This window comes from Polymorphobacter sp. PAMC 29334 (genome assembly GCF_019431245.1).
Classification (GTDB): Bacteria; Pseudomonadota; Alphaproteobacteria; order Sphingomonadales; family Sphingomonadaceae; genus Polymorphobacter_B; species Polymorphobacter_B megasporae.
The window spans coordinates 1,259,217-1,277,516 of sequence record NZ_CP080243.1; the positions used below are offsets into that span (position 1 = coordinate 1,259,217).

General features: G+C 67.0%; 22 protein-coding genes. 11 read left to right on the forward strand and 11 right to left on the reverse strand.

Annotation, left to right across the window (positions count from 1 at the left end; all coding sequences use genetic code 11):
• Positions 1-3: 3 nt before the first annotated feature.
• Entirely contained in the window at positions 4-738 is a 735-nt protein-coding gene (locus tag KZX46_RS22845; RefSeq protein ID WP_226896209.1) for a PEPxxWA-CTERM sorting domain-containing protein, read from the reverse strand.
• A gap of 216 nt (positions 739-954) precedes the next feature.
• Between KZX46_RS22845 and KZX46_RS09890 the strand changes: the two genes are divergently transcribed.
• A complete protein-coding gene (locus KZX46_RS09890; protein WP_219776438.1) occupies positions 955-1,728 on the forward strand; it encodes an enoyl-CoA hydratase in 774 nt (257 codons plus the stop codon).
• Between the two features lie 15 nt (positions 1,729-1,743).
• Here the strand turns inward: KZX46_RS09890 and KZX46_RS09895 are convergent, their stop codons facing one another.
• From KZX46_RS09895 to KZX46_RS09935, 9 genes are all read right to left on the reverse strand, one after another.
• Positions 1,744-2,601 (reverse strand): hypothetical protein, encoded by an 858-nt coding sequence (locus KZX46_RS09895; RefSeq protein ID WP_219776439.1) that lies wholly within the window; start codon positions 2,599-2,601, stop codon positions 1,744-1,746.
• Positions 2,602-2,756: 155 nt separating this feature from the next.
• Entirely contained in the window at positions 2,757-3,278 is a 522-nt protein-coding gene (locus tag KZX46_RS09900) for a PEPxxWA-CTERM sorting domain-containing protein (protein WP_219776440.1), read from the reverse strand.
• Positions 3,279-3,302: 24 nt separating this feature from the next.
• Entirely contained in the window at positions 3,303-3,488 is a 186-nt protein-coding gene (locus KZX46_RS09905) for a hypothetical protein (RefSeq protein WP_219776441.1), read from the reverse strand.
• A 180-nt stretch (positions 3,489-3,668) separates the two neighbouring features.
• The gene (locus tag KZX46_RS09910) at positions 3,669-3,932 is read right to left on the reverse strand and encodes a UvrB/UvrC motif-containing protein (RefSeq protein ID WP_216709034.1); all 264 of its coding nucleotides are present in this window, start codon (positions 3,930-3,932) and stop codon (positions 3,669-3,671) included.
• Positions 3,933-3,954: 22 nt separating this feature from the next.
• Complete coding sequence (locus KZX46_RS09915) at positions 3,955-4,959, reverse strand: 5-(carboxyamino)imidazole ribonucleotide synthase (protein ID WP_255615545.1); 1,005 nt, start codon at positions 4,957-4,959, stop codon at positions 3,955-3,957.
• 50 nt (positions 4,960-5,009) lie between these two features.
• A complete protein-coding gene (purE, locus tag KZX46_RS09920) occupies positions 5,010-5,510 on the reverse strand; it encodes a 5-(carboxyamino)imidazole ribonucleotide mutase (RefSeq protein ID WP_219776442.1) in 501 nt (166 codons plus the stop codon).
• A 62-nt stretch (positions 5,511-5,572) separates the two neighbouring features.
• On the reverse strand, positions 5,573-7,177 hold the full coding sequence (gene nadB / locus KZX46_RS09925) for an L-aspartate oxidase (protein ID WP_219776443.1): 1,605 nt from the start codon (positions 7,175-7,177) through the stop codon (positions 5,573-5,575).
• Position 7,178: 1 nt separating this feature from the next.
• Positions 7,179-8,096, reverse strand: a complete 918-nt coding sequence (locus tag KZX46_RS09930; protein ID WP_219776444.1) for an ABC transporter ATP-binding protein — start codon at positions 8,094-8,096, stop codon at positions 7,179-7,181.
• 72 nt (positions 8,097-8,168) lie between these two features.
• The gene (locus KZX46_RS09935; protein ID WP_226896210.1) at positions 8,169-10,514 is read right to left on the reverse strand and encodes a TonB-dependent receptor; all 2,346 of its coding nucleotides are present in this window, start codon (positions 10,512-10,514) and stop codon (positions 8,169-8,171) included.
• A 118-nt stretch (positions 10,515-10,632) separates the two neighbouring features.
• On the opposite strand from KZX46_RS09935, the gene KZX46_RS09940 reads away from it, so the two are divergent.
• Complete coding sequence (locus KZX46_RS09940) at positions 10,633-10,821, forward strand: zinc-finger domain-containing protein (RefSeq protein WP_219776445.1); 189 nt, start codon at positions 10,633-10,635, stop codon at positions 10,819-10,821.
• A 52-nt stretch (positions 10,822-10,873) separates the two neighbouring features.
• Complete coding sequence (locus tag KZX46_RS09945; protein ID WP_219776446.1) at positions 10,874-11,833, forward strand: hypothetical protein; 960 nt, start codon at positions 10,874-10,876, stop codon at positions 11,831-11,833.
• Here KZX46_RS09945 and KZX46_RS09950 read toward each other — a convergent pair.
• Positions 11,814-12,275: an SAM-dependent methyltransferase gene (locus tag KZX46_RS09950; protein ID WP_219776447.1), complete on the reverse strand. Its 462-nt coding sequence runs from the start codon at positions 12,273-12,275 to the stop codon at positions 11,814-11,816. The two genes, KZX46_RS09945 and KZX46_RS09950, sit on opposite strands and share 20 nt — an antisense overlap.
• Positions 12,276-12,313: 38 nt before the next feature.
• Here KZX46_RS09950 and tldD point away from each other — a divergent pair, with 38 nt between their 5' ends.
• The 8 genes from tldD (at position 12,314) to KZX46_RS09990 (ending at position 18,219) form a co-directional block, all read left to right on the forward strand.
• Entirely contained in the window at positions 12,314-13,747 is a 1,434-nt protein-coding gene (gene tldD / locus KZX46_RS09955) for a metalloprotease TldD (protein WP_216709043.1), read from the forward strand.
• A 7-nt stretch (positions 13,748-13,754) separates the two neighbouring features.
• On the forward strand, positions 13,755-14,303 hold the full coding sequence (locus tag KZX46_RS09960; protein ID WP_219776448.1) for a pyridoxamine 5'-phosphate oxidase family protein: 549 nt from the start codon (positions 13,755-13,757) through the stop codon (positions 14,301-14,303).
• The gene (locus tag KZX46_RS09965; RefSeq protein ID WP_219776449.1) at positions 14,303-14,554 is read left to right on the forward strand and encodes a DUF2007 domain-containing protein; all 252 of its coding nucleotides are present in this window, start codon (positions 14,303-14,305) and stop codon (positions 14,552-14,554) included. The genes KZX46_RS09960 and KZX46_RS09965 overlap by 1 nt, the downstream gene beginning before the upstream one ends.
• Positions 14,551-15,348, forward strand: coding sequence for a patatin-like phospholipase family protein (locus KZX46_RS09970; protein ID WP_219776450.1), 798 nt, complete (start codon positions 14,551-14,553; stop codon positions 15,346-15,348). Before KZX46_RS09965 ends, KZX46_RS09970 begins: the two co-directional genes overlap by 4 nt.
• Before the next feature lie 144 nt (positions 15,349-15,492).
• A complete protein-coding gene (locus KZX46_RS09975) occupies positions 15,493-15,831 on the forward strand; it encodes a P-II family nitrogen regulator (RefSeq protein ID WP_216709047.1) in 339 nt (112 codons plus the stop codon).
• Positions 15,832-15,847: 16 nt separating this feature from the next.
• Positions 15,848-17,281 carry an ammonium transporter gene (locus KZX46_RS09980; protein WP_219776451.1) on the forward strand — a complete coding sequence of 478 codons (1,434 nt, stop codon included), beginning with the start codon at positions 15,848-15,850 and terminating at the stop codon, positions 17,279-17,281.
• A 148-nt stretch (positions 17,282-17,429) separates the two neighbouring features.
• Positions 17,430-17,762: a helix-turn-helix transcriptional regulator gene (locus tag KZX46_RS09985; protein WP_219776452.1), complete on the forward strand. Its 333-nt coding sequence runs from the start codon at positions 17,430-17,432 to the stop codon at positions 17,760-17,762.
• Positions 17,746-18,219, forward strand: coding sequence for an SRPBCC domain-containing protein (locus KZX46_RS09990; RefSeq protein ID WP_219776453.1), 474 nt, complete (start codon positions 17,746-17,748; stop codon positions 18,217-18,219). The genes KZX46_RS09985 and KZX46_RS09990 overlap by 17 nt, the downstream gene beginning before the upstream one ends.
• The last annotated feature ends 81 nt before the right edge of the window (positions 18,220-18,300 follow it).

Genomic DNA, 18,300 nt, shown 5'->3' on the forward strand with positions numbered 1-18,300 from the left:
GTTTTAGGCGAGGACGGCGCTCGGGCGGCGGCGGCGAACCGCCGTGCCGACAAGGCCGAACCCGACGAGCATCAGCCCCCACATCGCCGGCTCGGGCACCGCGGCAACCGAGACGCCGTCGAGAACCGCGATCGGCGGCAGGCCGACCGGCGTGCCATTCGACAGGAACGACAGGACCTGGCTGGTCGACTTCGCGTGGAAGGTGAAGCTCTCGTGCATCCAGCCGGAGAAGCCCTGCGACGAGTTCGCGACGATCGCGGTCGTCTGCGTCGCGTTGCCGAAGCCGACAGCAAGCTGCTCGGTCGTCGGCCCCTGGCGGTTCTGCAGCTGCGACGCGCCCCAGTCGAACGAGACGACATATTCCTTGCCGGGCGTCAGGCCGGAAATCTGCTGGGTGAGATAACCGTGATTGGTCGGGTCGCCGTCGAGGGCGACGAAGTTGCCGCCGGTCGGGCTGGCAACGAAGCTCGGCGCGAGCATCTGACGGTCTGACCCGTACTGCGTCTCGGCGCTGACGGTCGTCGCCGTGGCCGGCGAGAAGTACAGATTGAACGCCTCGTACGTCTGCGAAACCCAGCCGGTCGGGCCACTTTCAGGATTGTACCAAGTGTTGAACTCGGTGTTGTGAGTGTAGCCTGACTCGAAGTCGCCATTCTGCACGAGGTTTGTTGCAGCGGACACCTGCGTTGCCGCCAAGGCGACGCCCGTCGCAACCAACACTTTAAGAACATTACGCATATGCAACCAACTCCCGTTCGGCACCGCAGTACCGTCGCTTGATGACTTAGTGATAACGAAATCTCAAGAAAAGAAAATTGATCGTTAATTGACGTTGCCGATCCGTAACTATGCTCGGGTAACCTCTGGCGGCATGATGGATTGAACAAAGCGGCGGGATCGACGACACCGTCACGGCATCGCCGGCGCATGACTGGCGATCGGGGGAGCGCCGCCATGACCGACCATATCGCCGTGACGATCGATGGCGGGATCGCCGAAATCCGCTTCGCGCGGCCCGAAAAGAAGAACGCGATCACTGCAGCGATGTACGCGGCGATGCGCGATGGCCTGCTCGGCTGCGCTGTCGAGGACAGCGTCCGCGTCATCCTGTTCACCGCCGCTGGCGACAGCTTCACTGCGGGCAACGACCTCGCCGACTTCATGGCACCCCGGCCGGATAGTTCTTTGGGCGAACAGGCGGTGACCGGCTTCCTCCGCGCGATCGCCACCGCGCCGAAGCCGCTGATCGCCGCGGTGCGCGGCAATGCCGTTGGGGTCGGCACGACGATGCTGCTCCACTGCGACCTCGTCGTCGCGAGCGAGACCGCGCGGCTGCAGGTGCCGTTCGTCAATCTCGGGCTGGTCCCCGAGGCGGCGAGCTCGCTCCTCCTCCCGCGCGTCGTCGGGCATGCCCGGGCGAGTGCGATGGTGCTCCTCGGCGAAGCGCTCGATGCGGCGACCGCGCTCGCAGCGGGGCTGGTCAACCGCGTCGTCCCCGATGGCGAGGTCGAGACCGTCGCCCGCGCGATGGCGACGACGCTTGCGGCAAAGGCACCGACGGCGGTGCGACTGGCGAAGGCGTTGCTCAAGGGCGACCTCGCCCCGGTCCTCGCGCGGATGGACGCCGAGGGGGTGCATTTCGCGGCGCAACTCAAGTCTGCCGAATGCCGCGAGGCGATTGCGGCTTTCTACGAAAAGCGCGCCCCGGACTTCAGTCGCGCGGCGTGAGGCGGGTCGCCGCAGTCACTGCATCGCGGCCATTGCCGGATACCATTCGCGCCAATGGTCCTTGAGCGCGTCGCCTTCGATCCGCTTGAACTCGATCCGGTAGTAATGGATCGGGCGATCGCCGGTGTTGCGGACCGCGAGCGGCGTCCCGGCGTCGACCGTCATGCACCGCGGCATCGACAGGCCGGTGGGAGGCAACGAGCGCCCCGCGCCCGCGCCTGCCACCGCGTCGAGGGCGTCGAATGCGCGTGCCGAATCGATCGCGAGGACCGCGGGATAGAGTGTCGGGGTCGTGTTGCCGGAGCCTCCCGCTGGCACCGAGACCTCGAACAGACGAATCGCGTCGTCTTCGTATATTTTGCGGTCGACGGGGGCGGATCGGCCCTTCGGAGCCATCGGTCCGTCGTCGTCGATCCGCTTATATTCGATGCGGTAGAAATGCTGTGGCGCGACGCCGTGGTTGACCGGGCGGTGCGGTGCCTGCGGATCGGCGGCGGTGCATTCGAGTGACGGCGTCCCCTTCGGTGCGAGCGCGCTGTGCCAGTGTTCGCCGTTGCGGCCGCCGGCGGGTTCGAGATATTGGTCGCCCGGGCCGCCGCCGCCGAGGTTAGTCCGGCCCGACGACCGCGCGAAGATCGACGGGTACGGGTGCCCATGCATCTGCATAGCGTAGCCGGGCGGATTGCCGACCTCCATCAGCATGATGTGATCGTCCGCATAGTGGACGCGATGAACCGCGGGTGCGGCGACCTCGGCGTCGTAGCTCGATGCGAAGTCATAGCCCCAGCGGTTGGGCGGCAAGGCTTGGGCGAAAACGGCGGTCGCCCCGAGAATTGCGGCGGCGAATACGCCTCGTCTTGTGCTTGATCTCATGCCGGCCCCCGCAAGCGAGTCGCTTACGGGCAGGTTGCTTGCCCGTCACGAACACCGCAAGTCTAACAAGGCTTGCTGTTCGCGGGAAAAGACGAAAGCACTTGATCGTCGTGTGCGGGCGCGACCGATCGTTCGATCGCGCCCGGCTTAGACAGTTATGCTGCGACGACGACCGGGCGACGGCGGCGGGCGACAACGCCGACGAGGCCGAAGCCCGCGACCATCAGGCCCCACATCGCGGGCTCGGGGACCGCGGTGACCGATACGCCGTCGAGGACGGCGACCGGCGGCAGGCCGCCCGGGGTGCCGTGCGACAGGAAGGTCAGCGCCTCGCTCGTCGCGGTCGCGGTGTAGACGAACTTCTGCGCGAACCAGCCCTCGAAGCCGTGCGTCGGCGTGCTGAGCGTCACTGTGTTCTGCGACGCGCTGCCGAGCGAGACCTGGAGGTAATCGGTCGTCGGCCCGGCGCGGCTCATCAGTTCCGAGGCGCCCCAGTAGAAGTTGACCGCGTATCGCTTGCCGGCGACGAGACCGTTGAGCGTCTGGCTCAGCGGGCCCGAGTAGCTCGGATCGCCGTCGAGGATGACGAACTTGCCGCCATCGGGGCTCGCGACGAAGGTCGGCGGCAAATACTGCCCGGCCTCGCTCGACTGGGTAATCGTCTCCTGCGTCGTCACCGTCGCTGAATCGACATACAGGTTTTACGCCTGGTCGCCCGAGGTCGTCGCCCAACCGGTCGGGCCTTCGGTCGGGTGGAATGCCGGGTTGAACTGGACCGAGTGGATATAGCCGGTCTCGAACCCGCCGTTGGTGACGAGGTTGGGGGCAGCGGAGGCAGCGGCAGCGGCCGCGAAAGCCGCGACGGCGACGACAGATTTGAGGCGCATTGGTCTTCCCCTTTTGTGACGATTGCTAACAATCAATTAGCAAAAGCCGTGCCAGATGGTTGACACAACGCGGGGCAATGGAAAACAAAGAGTTAATTGTCTGCCGAAGTTCGACAGTAATCAGCCTCCGCAGAACGGTACGGAAAAGTGTCGGAAATTCTTACAGTCGTTACCGAAGCGTTACCGTCGCCGCTTGCTCCGGTTCGCTGTCATCGGGTCGGGGCGCTTCGGCGGGACCCAGCCGGGGGGCGGCTCGACCGCTTGGCGGCTGCTGCCGAGCCCCATCGCGCCGGGCTGCTGGCGGTACAGGTCGCCGGTCTCGCGCGCGGTATCGACGTCGGCGAGCGCTTTGAGGTCGTCGCGCAGCTTCGCGGCAAGCTCGAACTTTCCCGCCGCCGCCGCCTCGCGCATCTGGCGTTCGAGCGTCTCGCGGTTGGTCGCCATTACGCCCTCGTGGTTTGCGTTTTCAAAGCCACGTCACGTGGCCCATCTTGCGTCCGGGCTTAACCTCCGACTTGCCGTAAAGATGCAGATGCGCCCCCGGGTCGGCGAGAACTGCGGCCCAATCGTGGACCGCGTCGCCAAGCAGGTTCTGCATGCGGACCTTGGGCGCAGTCAGCGTCGTCGGGCCGAGCGGCAGGCCGCAGACTGCACGGATGTGGTTCTCGAACTGGCTGACGCGCGCCCCCTCGATCGTCCAGTGGCCGCTGTTGTGGACCCGCGACGCCATCTCGTTGAACACCGGGCCGGCGGGGGTCGCGAAGAACTCTATCGTCAGCACCCCGACATAGTCGAGCGCTTGCGCCACCGTGCGGGTGAGCGCGACCGCTTCGGCTGCGTGACGCGCGATGAAATCGGGGGCCGGGACCGCGCTGACGTCGAGGATGCCGCCCTCGTGCCGATTGTGCGGCACGTCGTAGACGACAGTCGCGCCGTCGTGGCTCCGCGCGAGGATGACCGAAAACTCGCCGTCGAACGCGACGAGGCCCTCGACGATCGCCGCGCGCTCGCCGATCGCCGCCCATGCCGCCGCCGGGTCGTCGCCGGGTCCGATCCGCGCCTGGCCCTTGCCGTCATAGCCCATCCGCCGGGTCTTCAGCACCGCGCGCGGGCCGATCTCAACCAACGCGGCGGTCAGGTCGGCGAGGGTGTCGACGGTGCGATACGGGGCAGGGTGCCCGCCGAGGCTTTCGATGAAGCGTTTCTCGCTCAGCCGGTCCTGCGCGATGTCGAGCGCGTTGCCGCCGGGGCGGACGGGAACGCGGCGCGCCAACCGTTCGATCGCGGCGACGGGGACATTTTCGAACTCGTACGTGACGACGTCGACCACGCCGGCGAAGGCATCGAGCGCGGCATTATCGTCGTATGCGGCGCGGGTCACCTCCGCCGCGACATCGCCCGCCGGCAGCTCGTCCTCGGGGGCGAAGATGTGGACGCGGTAGCCCATCCCCGCCGCCGCGAGCGCGAGCATCCGCCCGAGCTGGCCGCCGCCGAGAATGCCGATCGTCGAACCGGGAGGAGTCACGATGGCGTGTGCTCGGGCGCGTCTTCGGGGGTCTCGGCAACGCGGGCGGTCTGCGCTGCGCGCCACGCATCGAGCCGGGTCGCGAGCGCATCGTCGGTCGTCGCGAGCTGCGCCGCGACGATCAGCGCGGCGTTGACCGCGCCGGCGCGTCCGATCGCGAGGCAGCCGACCGGGATTCCGGCGGGCATCTGGACGATCGACAACAGGCTATCCATCCCCGACAGCGCTTTCGATTCGACCGGAACGCCGAACACCGGCAGCCGGGTTAGCGACGCGACCATCCCCGGCAGGTGCGCCGCGCCGCCGGCTCCGGCGATAATCGCGCGCAGGCCGCGCGCGACGGCGGTCGAGGCGTAATTGTACATCCGGTCGGGGGTGCGGTGGGCCGACACGACACGCGTTTCGTGCGCGACGCCGAGCGCGTCGAGCGTCTCGGCGGCGGCGCGCATCGTCGCCCAGTCCGACGTGCTGCCCATGATGATGCCGACGACGGCCATGTCTTGCGCCCCGCGTTCACGAAGCGCCGGACCCTAGGGCCGCAGATCGGTCAAGGCCACCCTCAATCCCGCGACCAAGGGTCGAGAATCGTGTCGCGCGGCACCGGATCGGTCTGCGGATAGTCGAGGCTGTAATGCAGCCCGCGGCTCTCGTGCCGCCGCCGCGCCGAGCGCACGATCAGGTCGGCGACCTGGACGAGGTTGCGGAGTTCGATCAGGTCGGGGGTGACGCGGAAGTCGCTGTAATAATCATGCACTTCCTTGCGCAGGTTCTTGATCCGGTGCGCAGCGCGCTCGAGGCGCTTGGTCGAGCGGACGATGCCGACATAGTCCCACATGAAGCGGCGCAGCTCGTCCCAATTGTGGCTGACGACGACCTCCTCGTCCGAATCGGTGACGCGGCTTTCGTCCCACGGCCGAGTGACCGGCGGCGTCGGCAGCGTGTCCCAGTGCGCGGCGATATCGTCGGCGACCGCGACCCCGAAAACGAGACACTCGAGGATCGAGTTCGACGCCAGCCGGTTCGCGCCGTGGAGACCCGACTGCGACACCTCGCCAACCGCGTACAGGCCCGGCAGGTCGGTGCGGCCGTGGATGTCGACGAGGACGCCGCCGCAGGTGTAGTGCGCCGCCGGCACCACCGGGATCGACTGCGTCGTGCAATCGATGCCGAGCTCGAGCAGCCGGGCATGGATCATCGGGAAGTGGTGGGTGATGAACGCCGCCCCGAGGTGAGTCATGTCGAGCCGGACGTGGCTCAGCCCGAGGCGCTTGATCTCCGAATCGATCGCGCGCGCCACGACGTCGCGCGGGGCGAGCTCCATCCGCTCGTCATAGTCCGCCATGAAGCGCGTGCCGTCGGGCAGCAGCAGCCGCCCGCCCTCGCCGCGCACCGCCTCGGTAATCAGGAAGTTCTTGACCTTGGGGTGGTACAGGCAGGTCGGGTGGAACTGATTGAATTCCATGTTCGATACGCGGCACCCGGCGCGCCACGCCATCGCGATGCCGTCGCCGGTCGAGCCGTCGGGGTTAGTGGAATATTGATAGACCCGGCTCGCGCCGCCGGTTGCAAGCACGACTGCGCGCGCGGTGAACCGCTCGACCTTCTTCGTCGCGTCGTTGAATGCATAGACGCCGTAGCAATGGCGGTTGACGAAGCGCAGCGTCTCGACGTGGCGCTCGCTGATCAGGTCGACGACGGCGAGGTTGGTCGCCAGCGTGATGTTCGGGTGCGCGGCGGCGGCCTTCGACAACGCCTCCTGCACCGCCCAGCCGGTGGCATCGTCGACGTGCGCGATCCGGCGGTGGCTATGCCCGCCCTCGCGAGTGAGGTGGAAGCGCTCGGTCCCGTTCTCGCCGACGTTGAACGGGACGCCGATCGCGGCGAGCCGGTCGATCGCGACCGCTGCGTGTTCGGCGACATAGGTCACCGTGGCGCGGTCGTTGAGCCCGCCGCCGGCGATCATCGTGTCCTCGACGTGGCTCTCGATCGTGTCGCCGGGTTCGAGCACCGCGGCGATTCCGCCCTGCGCCCACGCCGTCGACCCGCTCGACACATCGCCCTTCGACAAGACGACGACGCGGAAACGGTCGGCGAGGTTGAGCGCGGTCGTCAGCCCCGCCGCGCCGGAGCCGACGATGACGACGTCGTATTCGCCCTTGGCCATGTTACGCCGCCTGCCGAGTCAGCTTGAGGAATACATCCTCCAGATCGGCCTCGCGGGTCGAGACGTCGACGATGCCGATGCCCGCCTCGGTCAGTTTATGGAGGATATCCCCCGCCTGCGCCTCGCGCTTGTCGTAGGTGATCGACAGCGTCCGTGCGTTCTTCGCCACCGCGCGCTCGCCGAGTCCGGCGGGCAGCGGGCCGAGGTCGGCGTCGGTAGTGACGATCAGGATCTTGTCCTGCGCGGTCGCGAGCAGGGTCGAGGTCAGGTCGTTGGCGACGATCTGCCCGCCGTTGACGATCGCGATGCGGTCGCACAGCGCCTCGGCCTCTTCGAGGTAATGCGTCGTCAGCACCACCGTCGTGCCCCCGGCGTTGAGCTCGCGGACATATTCCCACAGTTGCGCGCGGAGTTCGATGTCGACCCCGGCGGTCGGCTCGTCGAGGACGAGGACCGGCGGGGTGTGGACGAGCGCCTTCGCCACCAGCAGCCGCCGCTTCATGCCCCCCGACAGCGTCCGCGAATACGCGTGCGCCTTGTCGTCGAGGCGGACCGCGCGGAGCAGTTCCATCGTCCGGCGCTTCGACTTGGGCACGCCGTACAGCCCGGCCTGGAGTTCGAGCGTCTCGAACGGGGTGAAGAAGGCGTCGAACAGGATTTCCTGCGGGACGATGCCGATCGACGCCTTGGCGTTGCGCGGGTGTTGATCGATGTCGAACCCCCAGATATTCGCGCTGCCGCCACTCTTGCGGACGAGGCCCGCGAGAATGTTGATCATCGTCGACTTGCCCGCGCCATTCGGGCCGAGCAGCCCGAAGATGCTGCCGCGCGGAATTTCGAGGCTGACCTTGTCGAGCGCACGCTTGCCCCCGGCATAGGTCTTCTCGAGGTCGACGATCGAAATGGCGGAATTGGTCATGGGCGTGGGATAGGCCCGGGGGCGGGGAGCGGCAAGCCTGCCGCTCCCCGCTGCGGCATCAAACGCGACCTATTAGAAGCGATACACGCCCTCGATACCGAACAGCCGCGGCTGGGCGCGGATGAAGGTCGGGTCGCCGAACGCGCCGCCGGTGTTGCCCGCGTCGATCAGGTAATTCCGGTTGAGCAGGTTGGTCGCATAGGCAGTGAGCTGCCACTTCGCGCGCGGGTTCTGGATCCCGGCGCGGAGGTTGACCAACGTCACCGGCCCCTGCGCGATGTTCGACTTGTTCGGGATCTCGAAGAAGATGTGGCTCCGGTACGTAACCGTCGGCGTGGCGAACAGTTCGAAGCTCTCGGTCAGCGGGACCGTCAGCGTGCCGCCGCCCGATGCCTGGACCTTCGGCTGGAGGCGGAACTGGTTGCCCGAGAAGGTCGGGTACAGCGGATTATTGTCGACCTTGGCATTGATGTACGCGCCGTTGGCGAACAGCGAGAGCATGCGGCCGAAGCTCGTCGCGATCTCGGCCTCGACCCCCTGGTTGGTCGCCGAGCCGGCCGACTGGGTCAGCGATGTTCCGTTCGTCTGGATGACCGAGACCTGGAAGTTGCGATACTTCTCGTAATAATAGCCGATGCTGGCGTTGACCTTGCCGTAGGCGACCTTGATGCCGCCTTCGTAGTTCGTCACCTTTTCCTGGTCGATGTTGTTGATCCGGGCGACGCCGCCGGGGCCGGCATCGAGGTTGACCACCGGCGAGCGGCGGCCGCGCGAATAGGTCAGGTACAGGTTCGCCCAGTCGGTTGCCTTGTACAGGACGTTGGCGCGCGGCAGGAACGCCTCGTAATCGCCCTCGGCGTGGAAGGTCTGCCCCTTGGTATCGACCTGGCCGGGGATCAGCGGCGCCTTGGTCAGCACCGAATTCGGCACCGACGCGGTGAAGCCGCTCTCGCGCCGCTCGATCAGCAGCCGCGCGCCGAGCGTCAGTTCGATCTGCGGGATCGGGATATAGGTCCCGTCGGCGAACGCCGAATAGGTGTCGCTTTTGCCGAAGTTCTCGAAGGTCGAGGTGTACGGAATGACCGTCGCCTTGCCGCCGGTCAGGATCGAGGTGGCCTGGCTCGCGGTGACGACGCCGGTCGGGCTGACGCAGCCGAGGCCCTTGATGACGTTCGCGGCGCACTGGAGGTAGGTGCCTTCCTCGGTCGAGAAGGGCACGCGCTGCGACACGGTCTCGTGGAAGAAGGTGAAGCCGGCGAACCCGCGGAATTTCGCGGTGTCGTAGTTGATCCGGCTCTCGCTGCTGACCTGCTCGCCGTGCTCGTCTTCGGCGAATTCGAGATACCAGGCCTGGCTGCCGTCGGCGTCGAATACTTCGTTCGAATCGAACTTCCGGTAGCCGACGATCTGGGTGAAGCTGAACGGGCCGTCGGGGGTGTATTTCGCAGTGATGTTGCCGTCGTAGACGTTGCGCGTCAGGTGCGGCTCGTCATAGCCGAGCACCGCCGCGCTGACCGGCGAACCGGCGACTTCGGCGTAGCTGAACGGCGACGTCGTGCCGTTGGTCGGGGCATAGGTGCCCGACTTGAACGCGGTTCCGGGCGCGCGCTGGCCGTCGTAGGTCGCGACCGCATCGATGAGCAGGTCGCCCTTGTGATAGCGCACCGACGCGCGCGCGCCGTACTGGCCCTGGCCGTTGAGCGCGTCCTTCTTCGGGCCGTTCGGTGTCTGCGAATTGGCGCTGCCGGCGATGTTCGGGACGATGCCGTCGCGCAATTTGACCGCGAAGGCGAGGCGCGCGCTGAGGACGTCGCCGCCGGTGTTGATGAAGCCGTCGACCTTGCGCTGGTTATAGTTGCCGTACGCCGCGCGAAGCTCGCCGCCGAACTCGCTCGTCGGCTTGTTGGTGATGACGCTGACCGCGCCGATCGCGGCGGCGGTGCCGAACAGGGTCGCCTGCGGCCCCTTGACCACCTCGACGCGCTCGAGGTCGTACAGGTCGAAGTACGACCCGCGCGAGCGGCTGACGTCGACGCCGTTGAGATAGATCGTAACTGCGGGCGAGCCCTGCGACGATCCCGAGTCCGAGGTGATGCCGCGGATGACGAAGCCGGGGTTGTTCGGGCTCTGCTCCTGGACGTTCAATCCGGGGACATACGCCGACAGCTGGTCGAACTGGGTGACGCCGATCTCGCGCAGCTTGCTGCCCGAATAGGCGGTGATCGTGATCGGCACGTTCGAGATCTTCTCCGCCCGCTTTTGCGCGGTGACGACGATGTCGCTGCCGATGTCGGCGGCGTCGGCGCTCGCGCTGGCTGCGGTATCGACCGATGCGGCGGGTATTTCAGCGGCAAAGGCCGATGCGGTCAGGACCGGTGCCGCGAGCATGGCGACGGTAGCGAGCAGATGATACTTCATGATTGTTACCCCTTGTTGCGTGTGCAGGTGCAGCATCGAAGTGACGCGCCGGTGACAATCGGATGACAGCTTCGAGCGCGCCCTTTCGCCGCAACCGGTGACTTGCTAAGCGCGGAGCATGGACACGATCCCCCCGCCCGAGGTGTTTTACACGACGTCGACCCGCGTCGCCTGCGACGGCGACGAGGCGGGCGGCCCGAACGGCCATCCATTGGTCTATTTGCAGATGGGGCCGAGCGGGTTCGCCGACTGCGGCTATTGCGACCGCCGCTTCATCCTCACCGGAGGCCCAGCCGATTTACGCTGACGTGACTGACAAAGTGTCATCCCCGCGAACGCGGGGACCCAAAGTCACCGCATTGCGACACTGGCTCCCCGCGTTCGCCGGGATGACAGCTTTGGCGTTGGGGGCTGCTCCGGTTGCGGCTGCCCAAGCCGACCATTTCGAGATCGTCTCCGGGGTCCAGCCGATGGCGCGGTTGCGGGTCAAGCACACCGACCTCAACGTCCGCGTCGCGCTCGGTTTCGACAAGGCGCTGCTGCTCAACCTGCCGGCGGCGACGAAGGCGCGGCTCAAGGCGTTTCCTCTGATCGGCAAGCAGACCTTCAAGTCGAACCTGATGCCCGGCGGCAGCGCGCTGATCCGCGGCAATCTCTACGACATCGCGATCGACGGCCTGCCCGAAACCTCGGTGCCGACGATTTGGTTCGACAAGGAGCTCGCCGACGACAGCGACGGGGTGATCTCGCTCCTCGCGCTCCCCGCCGAGCATGTCACGATCATCCAGCCAAACGCGCCGAAGGGCGGGCTGGTGTATGGCATCAGCCGCGCCGGCAAGGGCGACGCGGCGATGATCGCCTCGATCGGCGGCGAGAAGGTCCACGTCATCCTCGATGTCCGCTCGCCCGAGACGTTGTTCAACGGTCGCGCGGCGCAGCTGCTCGAGAGCGCGGGGATGTTCAAGCGGACCGGCCGGGTCGGGCTGTGGCACCCGTTCCCCGGCAGCGCGCTGCCGTTCGAACACGTCATCCCGACGCCGGGCGCAACATTGCTCGGCCTGCCGCTGGTCGCTCCCGCCGCGCGGATCACCGAGGCGCACGCGAAGGAGCTCGACGCGCGCGCCAAGGCGGGGACGAGCAGCGCCGACCAGGACGACGACGCGATCACCGTCACCGCGACGAAGAAGAAGCAGCAGCCGCCGTGGATTCTGATCGGCCGCGACGTCCTTGATCACTGCAGCCGGATCGAGCTCGACCGCCCGGGCGAGCGCTGGGCGCTAACGTGCAACTTCGCCGGGGTTACCAGTAATCGGCCATGATCTCGCGCGCCCAGGCGGGCTCGCGAACGTCGCCGCGCGGGATGAAGCCGCGCAGGACCGGCTTGACGTCGAGCACCGGGGTGCCGTCGATCGCATCGAGCCCGGTGACCGATAGCCGCAAGCCGTCGACCGTGACGATCCGGCAGACCGACACCGCGATGCGGTTGGGCCGGTTACGCCCGCGCTGCGCAAGGATGCCGACCATCGGCCAGTCGGGGTTGCCGCGCGGCCGCCGCGCGCCGGTTACGATCGCGCTCTCGGGCAACTGGTCGAACAAATAGACGATCTCGACGTGGCTGAAGGCATCGAGCCCGGTCAGCGCGTCGTTGCCGACCATAGCCGGGTCGAGGATGATCGTCGCCGCGACCGCATCCCACGCATCGTCCTCGGCCTCGATGCGCCCGCCTTCGACGCGGCCGATCGCCTCGACAATGAAACTCATGGCTTCCCTCCCCCGGTTGCCGCCCTATATCTCACTCTATGACCATGCCCGATCCCGCCACGATCTTCTACCGCGACACCGATCTCGACCCGGTCCGCACCGAACGTCTTGTCGCGCAGGCGCTCGACGGCTGCGACGATGGCGAGCTGTACCTTCAGTATGCGAACAGCGAGTCGTTCAGCTTCGACGATGGACGGCTGAAGGCGGCGACCTTCGACACGACGCAGGGCTTCGGCCTGCGCGGGGTGTCGGGCGAGACAACCGGCTTCGCCCACGCCAACGAGCTGTCCGACGCCGCGATCCGCCGTGCCGCCGACACCGTCAAGGTCGTCCGTTCGGGCTTCGGCGGCACCGCGAGCCTCGACCGCCCGCCGCGGACCAACCGCCAGCTATACACCGACTCCGATCCGCTGTCGGCGATCCCGTTCGCCGCAAAGGTCGCGCTTCTCCAGCAGATCGACGCCGCCGCGCGCGCCCGCGACCCGCGCGTCGTCCAGGTTTCCGCCTCGCTCCTCGGGTCGTGGAGTGTCGTCGAGATCGTTCGGGCGGACGGGCTGCGAGCGCGTGATGTGCGGCCGCTCGTGCGGCTCAACGTTTCGATCGTCGTCGCCAACGGCGACCGCCGCGAAACCGGCTTCCACGGCCTCGGCGGACGCTATCTTTACGACGATTTGATGAAGCCCGAGACATGGAACGCGGCGATCGATTCCGCGCTGCATCAGGCGCTCGTCAACCTCGACGCGGTCGATGCCCCCGCGGGCGAGATGACCGTCGTCCTTGGGCCCGGCTGGCCCGGCATCCTTCTCCACGAGGCGATCGGCCACGGCCTCGAGGGCGATTTCAACCGCAAGGGTACCAGCGCGTTCGCCGGGCTGATCGGCCAGCGCGTCGCCGCTCCGGGTGTCACCGTCGTCGACGACGGCGCGATGGACATGCGCCGCGGCTCGCTGACGATCGACGACGAGGGGACGCCGACCGAGCGGACCGTTCTGATCGAGGACGGCATTCTCAAGGGATATATGCAGGACCGGCTCAACGCCCGGCTGATGGGGGTCGCGCCGACCGGCAACGGCCGCCGCGAAAGCTATGCCCATGCGCCGATGCCGCGGATGACCAACACCTTCATGCTCGGCGGGCGCGACGATCCGGGCGAAATCCTCAGCCGCGCGAAATCGGGCATCTATGCCAAGTCGTTCGGCGGCGGGCAGGTCGACATCACCAGCGGCAAGTTCGTGTTTAGTTGTACGGAAGCGTACCGCATCGAGAATGGCCGCATCGGCGCGCCGATCAAGGGCGCGACGCTGATCGGCAACGGCCCCGACGTGCTGACGCGGGTCAAGGCGATCGGCAACGACCTGATGCTCGACGAGGGCGTCGGCACGTGCGGCAAGGCCGGGCAGAGCGTCCCCGCCGGGGTCGGCCAGCCGACGCTGCTGATCGAGGGCCTGACGGTCGGCGGCACGGCGGCGTAGCGGCGCGGTGAAGTTTTTCGACCAGCTCGACGCCAAGCTCCGCGCCTTTGTCGAGAAGCAGCCGGTGTTCTTCGTCGCGACCGCCGCCCCGGACGCGCGGATCAATCTCAGCCCTAAGGGGATGGACAGCTTCCGCGTGCTCGGGCCGAACCGCGTCGCCTATCTCGATTGGGGCGGATCGGGCAACGAGACCAACGCGCATTTGCTCGACGACGGCCGGATCACGCTAATGTTCTGCGCCTTCGACCGTTCGGCGCTGATCGTGCGGTTGTACGGCCGGGGCCGGGCGGTGCTGCCGCAGGACGCCGACTGGGCCGAGCTTGCCGGCCTGTTCACGATCGAGACCGGGGTCCGACAGATATTCGACATCACTATCGACTCGATCCAGTCGTCGTGCGGGTACGCCGTGCCGCTGATGACCTTCGACCGCGAACGCCAAACGCTGCGCAAACATTATGCAACGACGACCCCCGCCGAGAATCTCGCGAAGTGGGAGACGCGGACGCGGAGCATCGACGGCCTGCCGACCCGCCCGCCGTCGGAGGTGCCCGCCTGATGGCGCTCGTCATCGTCGAAACGCTGTTCGACCGGATGGCGGGCGAGATCGCCCGCGCCCGGCTCGAGACCGCCGGGATCGAAGCCGTGCTGTTCGACGGCGGCATCGCGTCGGTCATCGGCAGCGGGCTGTCGGGGGTCCGGCTGATGGTCGACGAGGCCGACGAGCCCGCCGCCCGCGCCCTGCTCGACGACCTCGAAGCTGCTGCAGAGGCGTCTGGTGCCGCAGTCGCGGACGACGCCGCACCGTGAAACGCGCATTGGCGCTCGGCGGCGGAGCGGGGCTCGGCTGGGCGCATATCGGGGTGCTGCGCGAACTGACTGCGCGTGGCGTGACGATCGATGCGATCGCGGGAACCTCGATCGGCGCGATCGCTGCGGTCTGCCTCGCTGCCGACCGCCTCGGCGTCCTCGAGGACCTAGCGCGGTCGACCGGCGGGCGGCAGGTGATGCGCTACATCGACGTCGATTTGCGCCGCGGCTCGCTGCTCGGCGGGCGCGCGGTCGCACGCGAACTCCTCCGCCATTTCGGCCACGCCGAGCTGCAGGACCTGTTCATCCCGTGCGCCGTTGTCGCCGCCGATCTCATCACCGGCCACGAAGTCGTGATGACGCGTGGCTCGGTCGTCGAGGCGGTCCGCGCATCGATCGCAATCCCCGGTATCTTCCCGCCGCTCCGCCGCGGCGGGCAAGTCCTCGTCGACGGCGGCGTCGTCACGCCCGTCCCGGTCCGCGCCGTCCGCGCGCTGAGCACCGCACCGGTCATCGCAATCAACCTCCAGGGCGACTATTTGCGCCGCGCCGAGAAGGGGCTGCCCGCGCGACTGCGCATCCTGACGCCGATGCGCGTCGGCCGCGCCGGGATCAGTTTGCTGCTGGCCGAGCTCGCACGGAAGTCGCTGCTGCTCGACCCGCCCGATCTCGAACTCGCGCTGCCGGTCGGGCATTTCCACGTCCGCAACTTCACCAAGGCGAACGAGTTGATCGACATCGGTGCCGCCGCTGTTGCCGAAGCGTGGCCGGAGATCGTCGCGCTCGACGCCTGATAATCGGGCATCCGGCCCCGGCTGCCACATTTTTCATCACCGCATTGTTACCGCTCCCGCTCGCCATTGCTGCGTTGCAACAGCGTTAACGCTTTTGGCACGGCCCTTGCATCGCGTCGGGTTCAAGGGGCCGGGAGGGCAGCAGTGAAACTCGTCATCGCGATCATCAAACCGTTCAAGCTCGACGAGGTTCGCGAGGCGCTGACCGCCGCCGGGGTGCAGGGCATGACGGTGTCGGAGGTCAAGGGCTTCGGCCGCCAGAAGGGGCAGACCGAAATCTACCGCGGCGCCGAATACACGACGAACATGGTCCCCAAGATCAAGATCGAGGTCGTCGTCACCGACGAGCAGGTCGCCAGCGTCGTCGAGACGATCCAGCAGACCGCGCACACCGGCAGCATCGGCGATGGCAAGATCTTCGTTGCCGATATCGCCAGCGCCGTGCGGATCCGCACCGGCGAAACCAACGAAACCGCGCTTTAAGGGGGTGCAGGCAACCATGAAACTCAGTCTGAAGAACCTTATCGCGCCGGGGGTTGCCGCCGTCACGGCGATCACGCTGGCGACGCCCGCCTGGGCCGCCGCGGCGCTGATCAAGGCGCCGACCGCGCTCCAGCAGGCCGACATGTCGAACAAGGGCGACACGTCGTGGATGCTCGTCTCGACGCTGCTCGTGCTGATGATGTCGGTGCCGGGCCTGGCGCTGTTCTATGGCGGCCTCGTGCGGACCAAGAACATGCTCAGCGTGCTGATGCAGGTGTTCATGATCGTCTCGATCGTCGCGGTGATCTGGTGCTGCTGGGGCTATTCGGAGGCCTTTACGTCAGGGCCGACGCAGTTCTTCGGCGGCCTGTCCAAGGCGATGCTGATGGGCGTGTCGTCGTCGACCTACGCCGCGACCTTCTCGAACAACGTCTACATCCCTGAATATGCGTACGTCGTCTTCCAGATGACCTTCGCGTGCATCACCCCGGCGCTGATCGTCGGGGCGTTCGCCGAGCGGGTAAAGTTCTCCTCGCTGATGGTCTTCGTCGTGCTGTGGATGACGATCGTCTACTTCCCGATCGCGCATATGGTCTGGTACTTCGCCGGACCGGACTTCCTGCCCGATGCCAAGACCGACGCGGGCTTCCTGTTCAACATGGGCGCGCTCGACTTCGCCGGTGGCACCGTCGTCCACATCAATGCCGGTATCGCGGGCCTCGTCGGCTGCATCATGATCGGCAAGCGCCTCGGCTATGGCAAGGAATCGACCCCGCCGCATTCGCTGACGATGACAATGATCGGCGCCAGCCTGCTGTGGGTCGGCTGGTTCGGCTTCAACGCAGGGTCGAACCTCGAGGCGAACGGTGTCACCGCGACGGCGTTCATCAACACCTTCGTCGCCACCGCCGCCGCCGCGATCAGCTGGGCGCTCGTCGACCAGATCGTCCATGGCAAGCCGTCGATGCTCGGCGCTGCCTCGGGAGCCGTCGCCGGACTGGTGGCGATCACCCCTGCCAGCGGGTTCGCCGCGCCGATGACGTCGATCGTCCTCGGCTTCGTCGTCTCGCCGATCTGCTTCTTCTTCGTCTCGACCGTGAAGTCGAAGTTCAAGTACGACGACACGCTCGACGTCTTCGGGGTCCACTGCATCGGCGGGATCGTCGGCGCACTGGCAACCGCGGTCGTCGCCGCGCCGATGCTCGGCGGGCAGGGCACGATCGACTACACTGTGTTCCCCTACGCCGCGATCAAGCCCGAGGACTACAGCATCGTGTCGCAGCTGTTCATCCAGGTGAAGGCGGTCGTTCTGACCCTGCTGTGGTCGGGCATCGGCTCCGCCATCCTCTACTTCATCATCGACAAGACGATGGGGCTGCGTCCCTCCGAGGAAGCCGAGCGCGAAGGCCTCGACATCACCTCGCACGGAGAGCGCGCCTACAATTATTGACCAGTTCCTCCCCAAGGAAACCAGACTGGGCCGGATGGGCAACCATCCGGCCCTTTTTTTGGCGGTGAGTGCATGGCTCGGGATCATCGCGCGCCGGCCTCCAACGCGGTGCTTGACTCAACGCATAAGCAAACTCTAATGTATCCGCATGGATCAGGAGTCGCACGATCAGGTGTTCCGCGCGCTCGCCGATGGCACGCGCCGCCGCATCCTCGATCATCTGGCCGAGGGCGAAGCGACCGTAACCGAGCTGATGGCCGACGCGACGATGACGCAGTCCGCGGTCTCGCAGCATCTGCGGGTGTTGCGCGGCGCGGCGCTGGTCGAGGAGCGCCGCGCGGGGCGGCACCGCGTCTACCGCCTGCGGCCGGAGACGCTCCAGCCCGCGCGCGACTGGATCGCGGCGTACGAACGCTTCTGGGAGGAGCGGCTCGACCGGTTGGGCTCGGTATTGAGGGGGAAACATGGCACGCAAGATTAGATTCGAGGCGACCTATCCATTTCTGCCCGAGCAGGTCTGGGTGGTCCTGACCGACCCGGTCGCGCTCGGCGAATGGCTGATGCCGAACGACTTCGAACCGGTCATCGGCCATCGTTTCCAGTTTCGGACGAAGCCCGCCCCCGGTTTCAGCGGGATCGTCGACTGCGAGGTGCTCGAACTCGATCCGCCGCGCCGCCTGGCGTTCAGCTGGGCCGGCGGCGGCATCGACACGGTGGTGACGTTCGACCTCGCGCCGCACGGCAGCAGCACCCGGATGGTCATGGAGCAGACCGGCTTCCGCGGGCCGCGCGGGTTGATGGTGAGCACGATCCTCAAGGGCGGCTGGCGTCGGATGATCGAGCAGCGCGTGCCTGCCGCCGTCGCACGCGTCAGCAACGGCGACTATCACCCCGCGCCCGACGCGCCCGATGCGCGTTGCCACACGGACAATCCATGACATTGCGCAGCAACCGCCGCCTGCTCGCCGCGTGAAGGTAAGCAGTCTCGTGTGTCTGCCGGCGAAGGCTGCCGCGGTTAA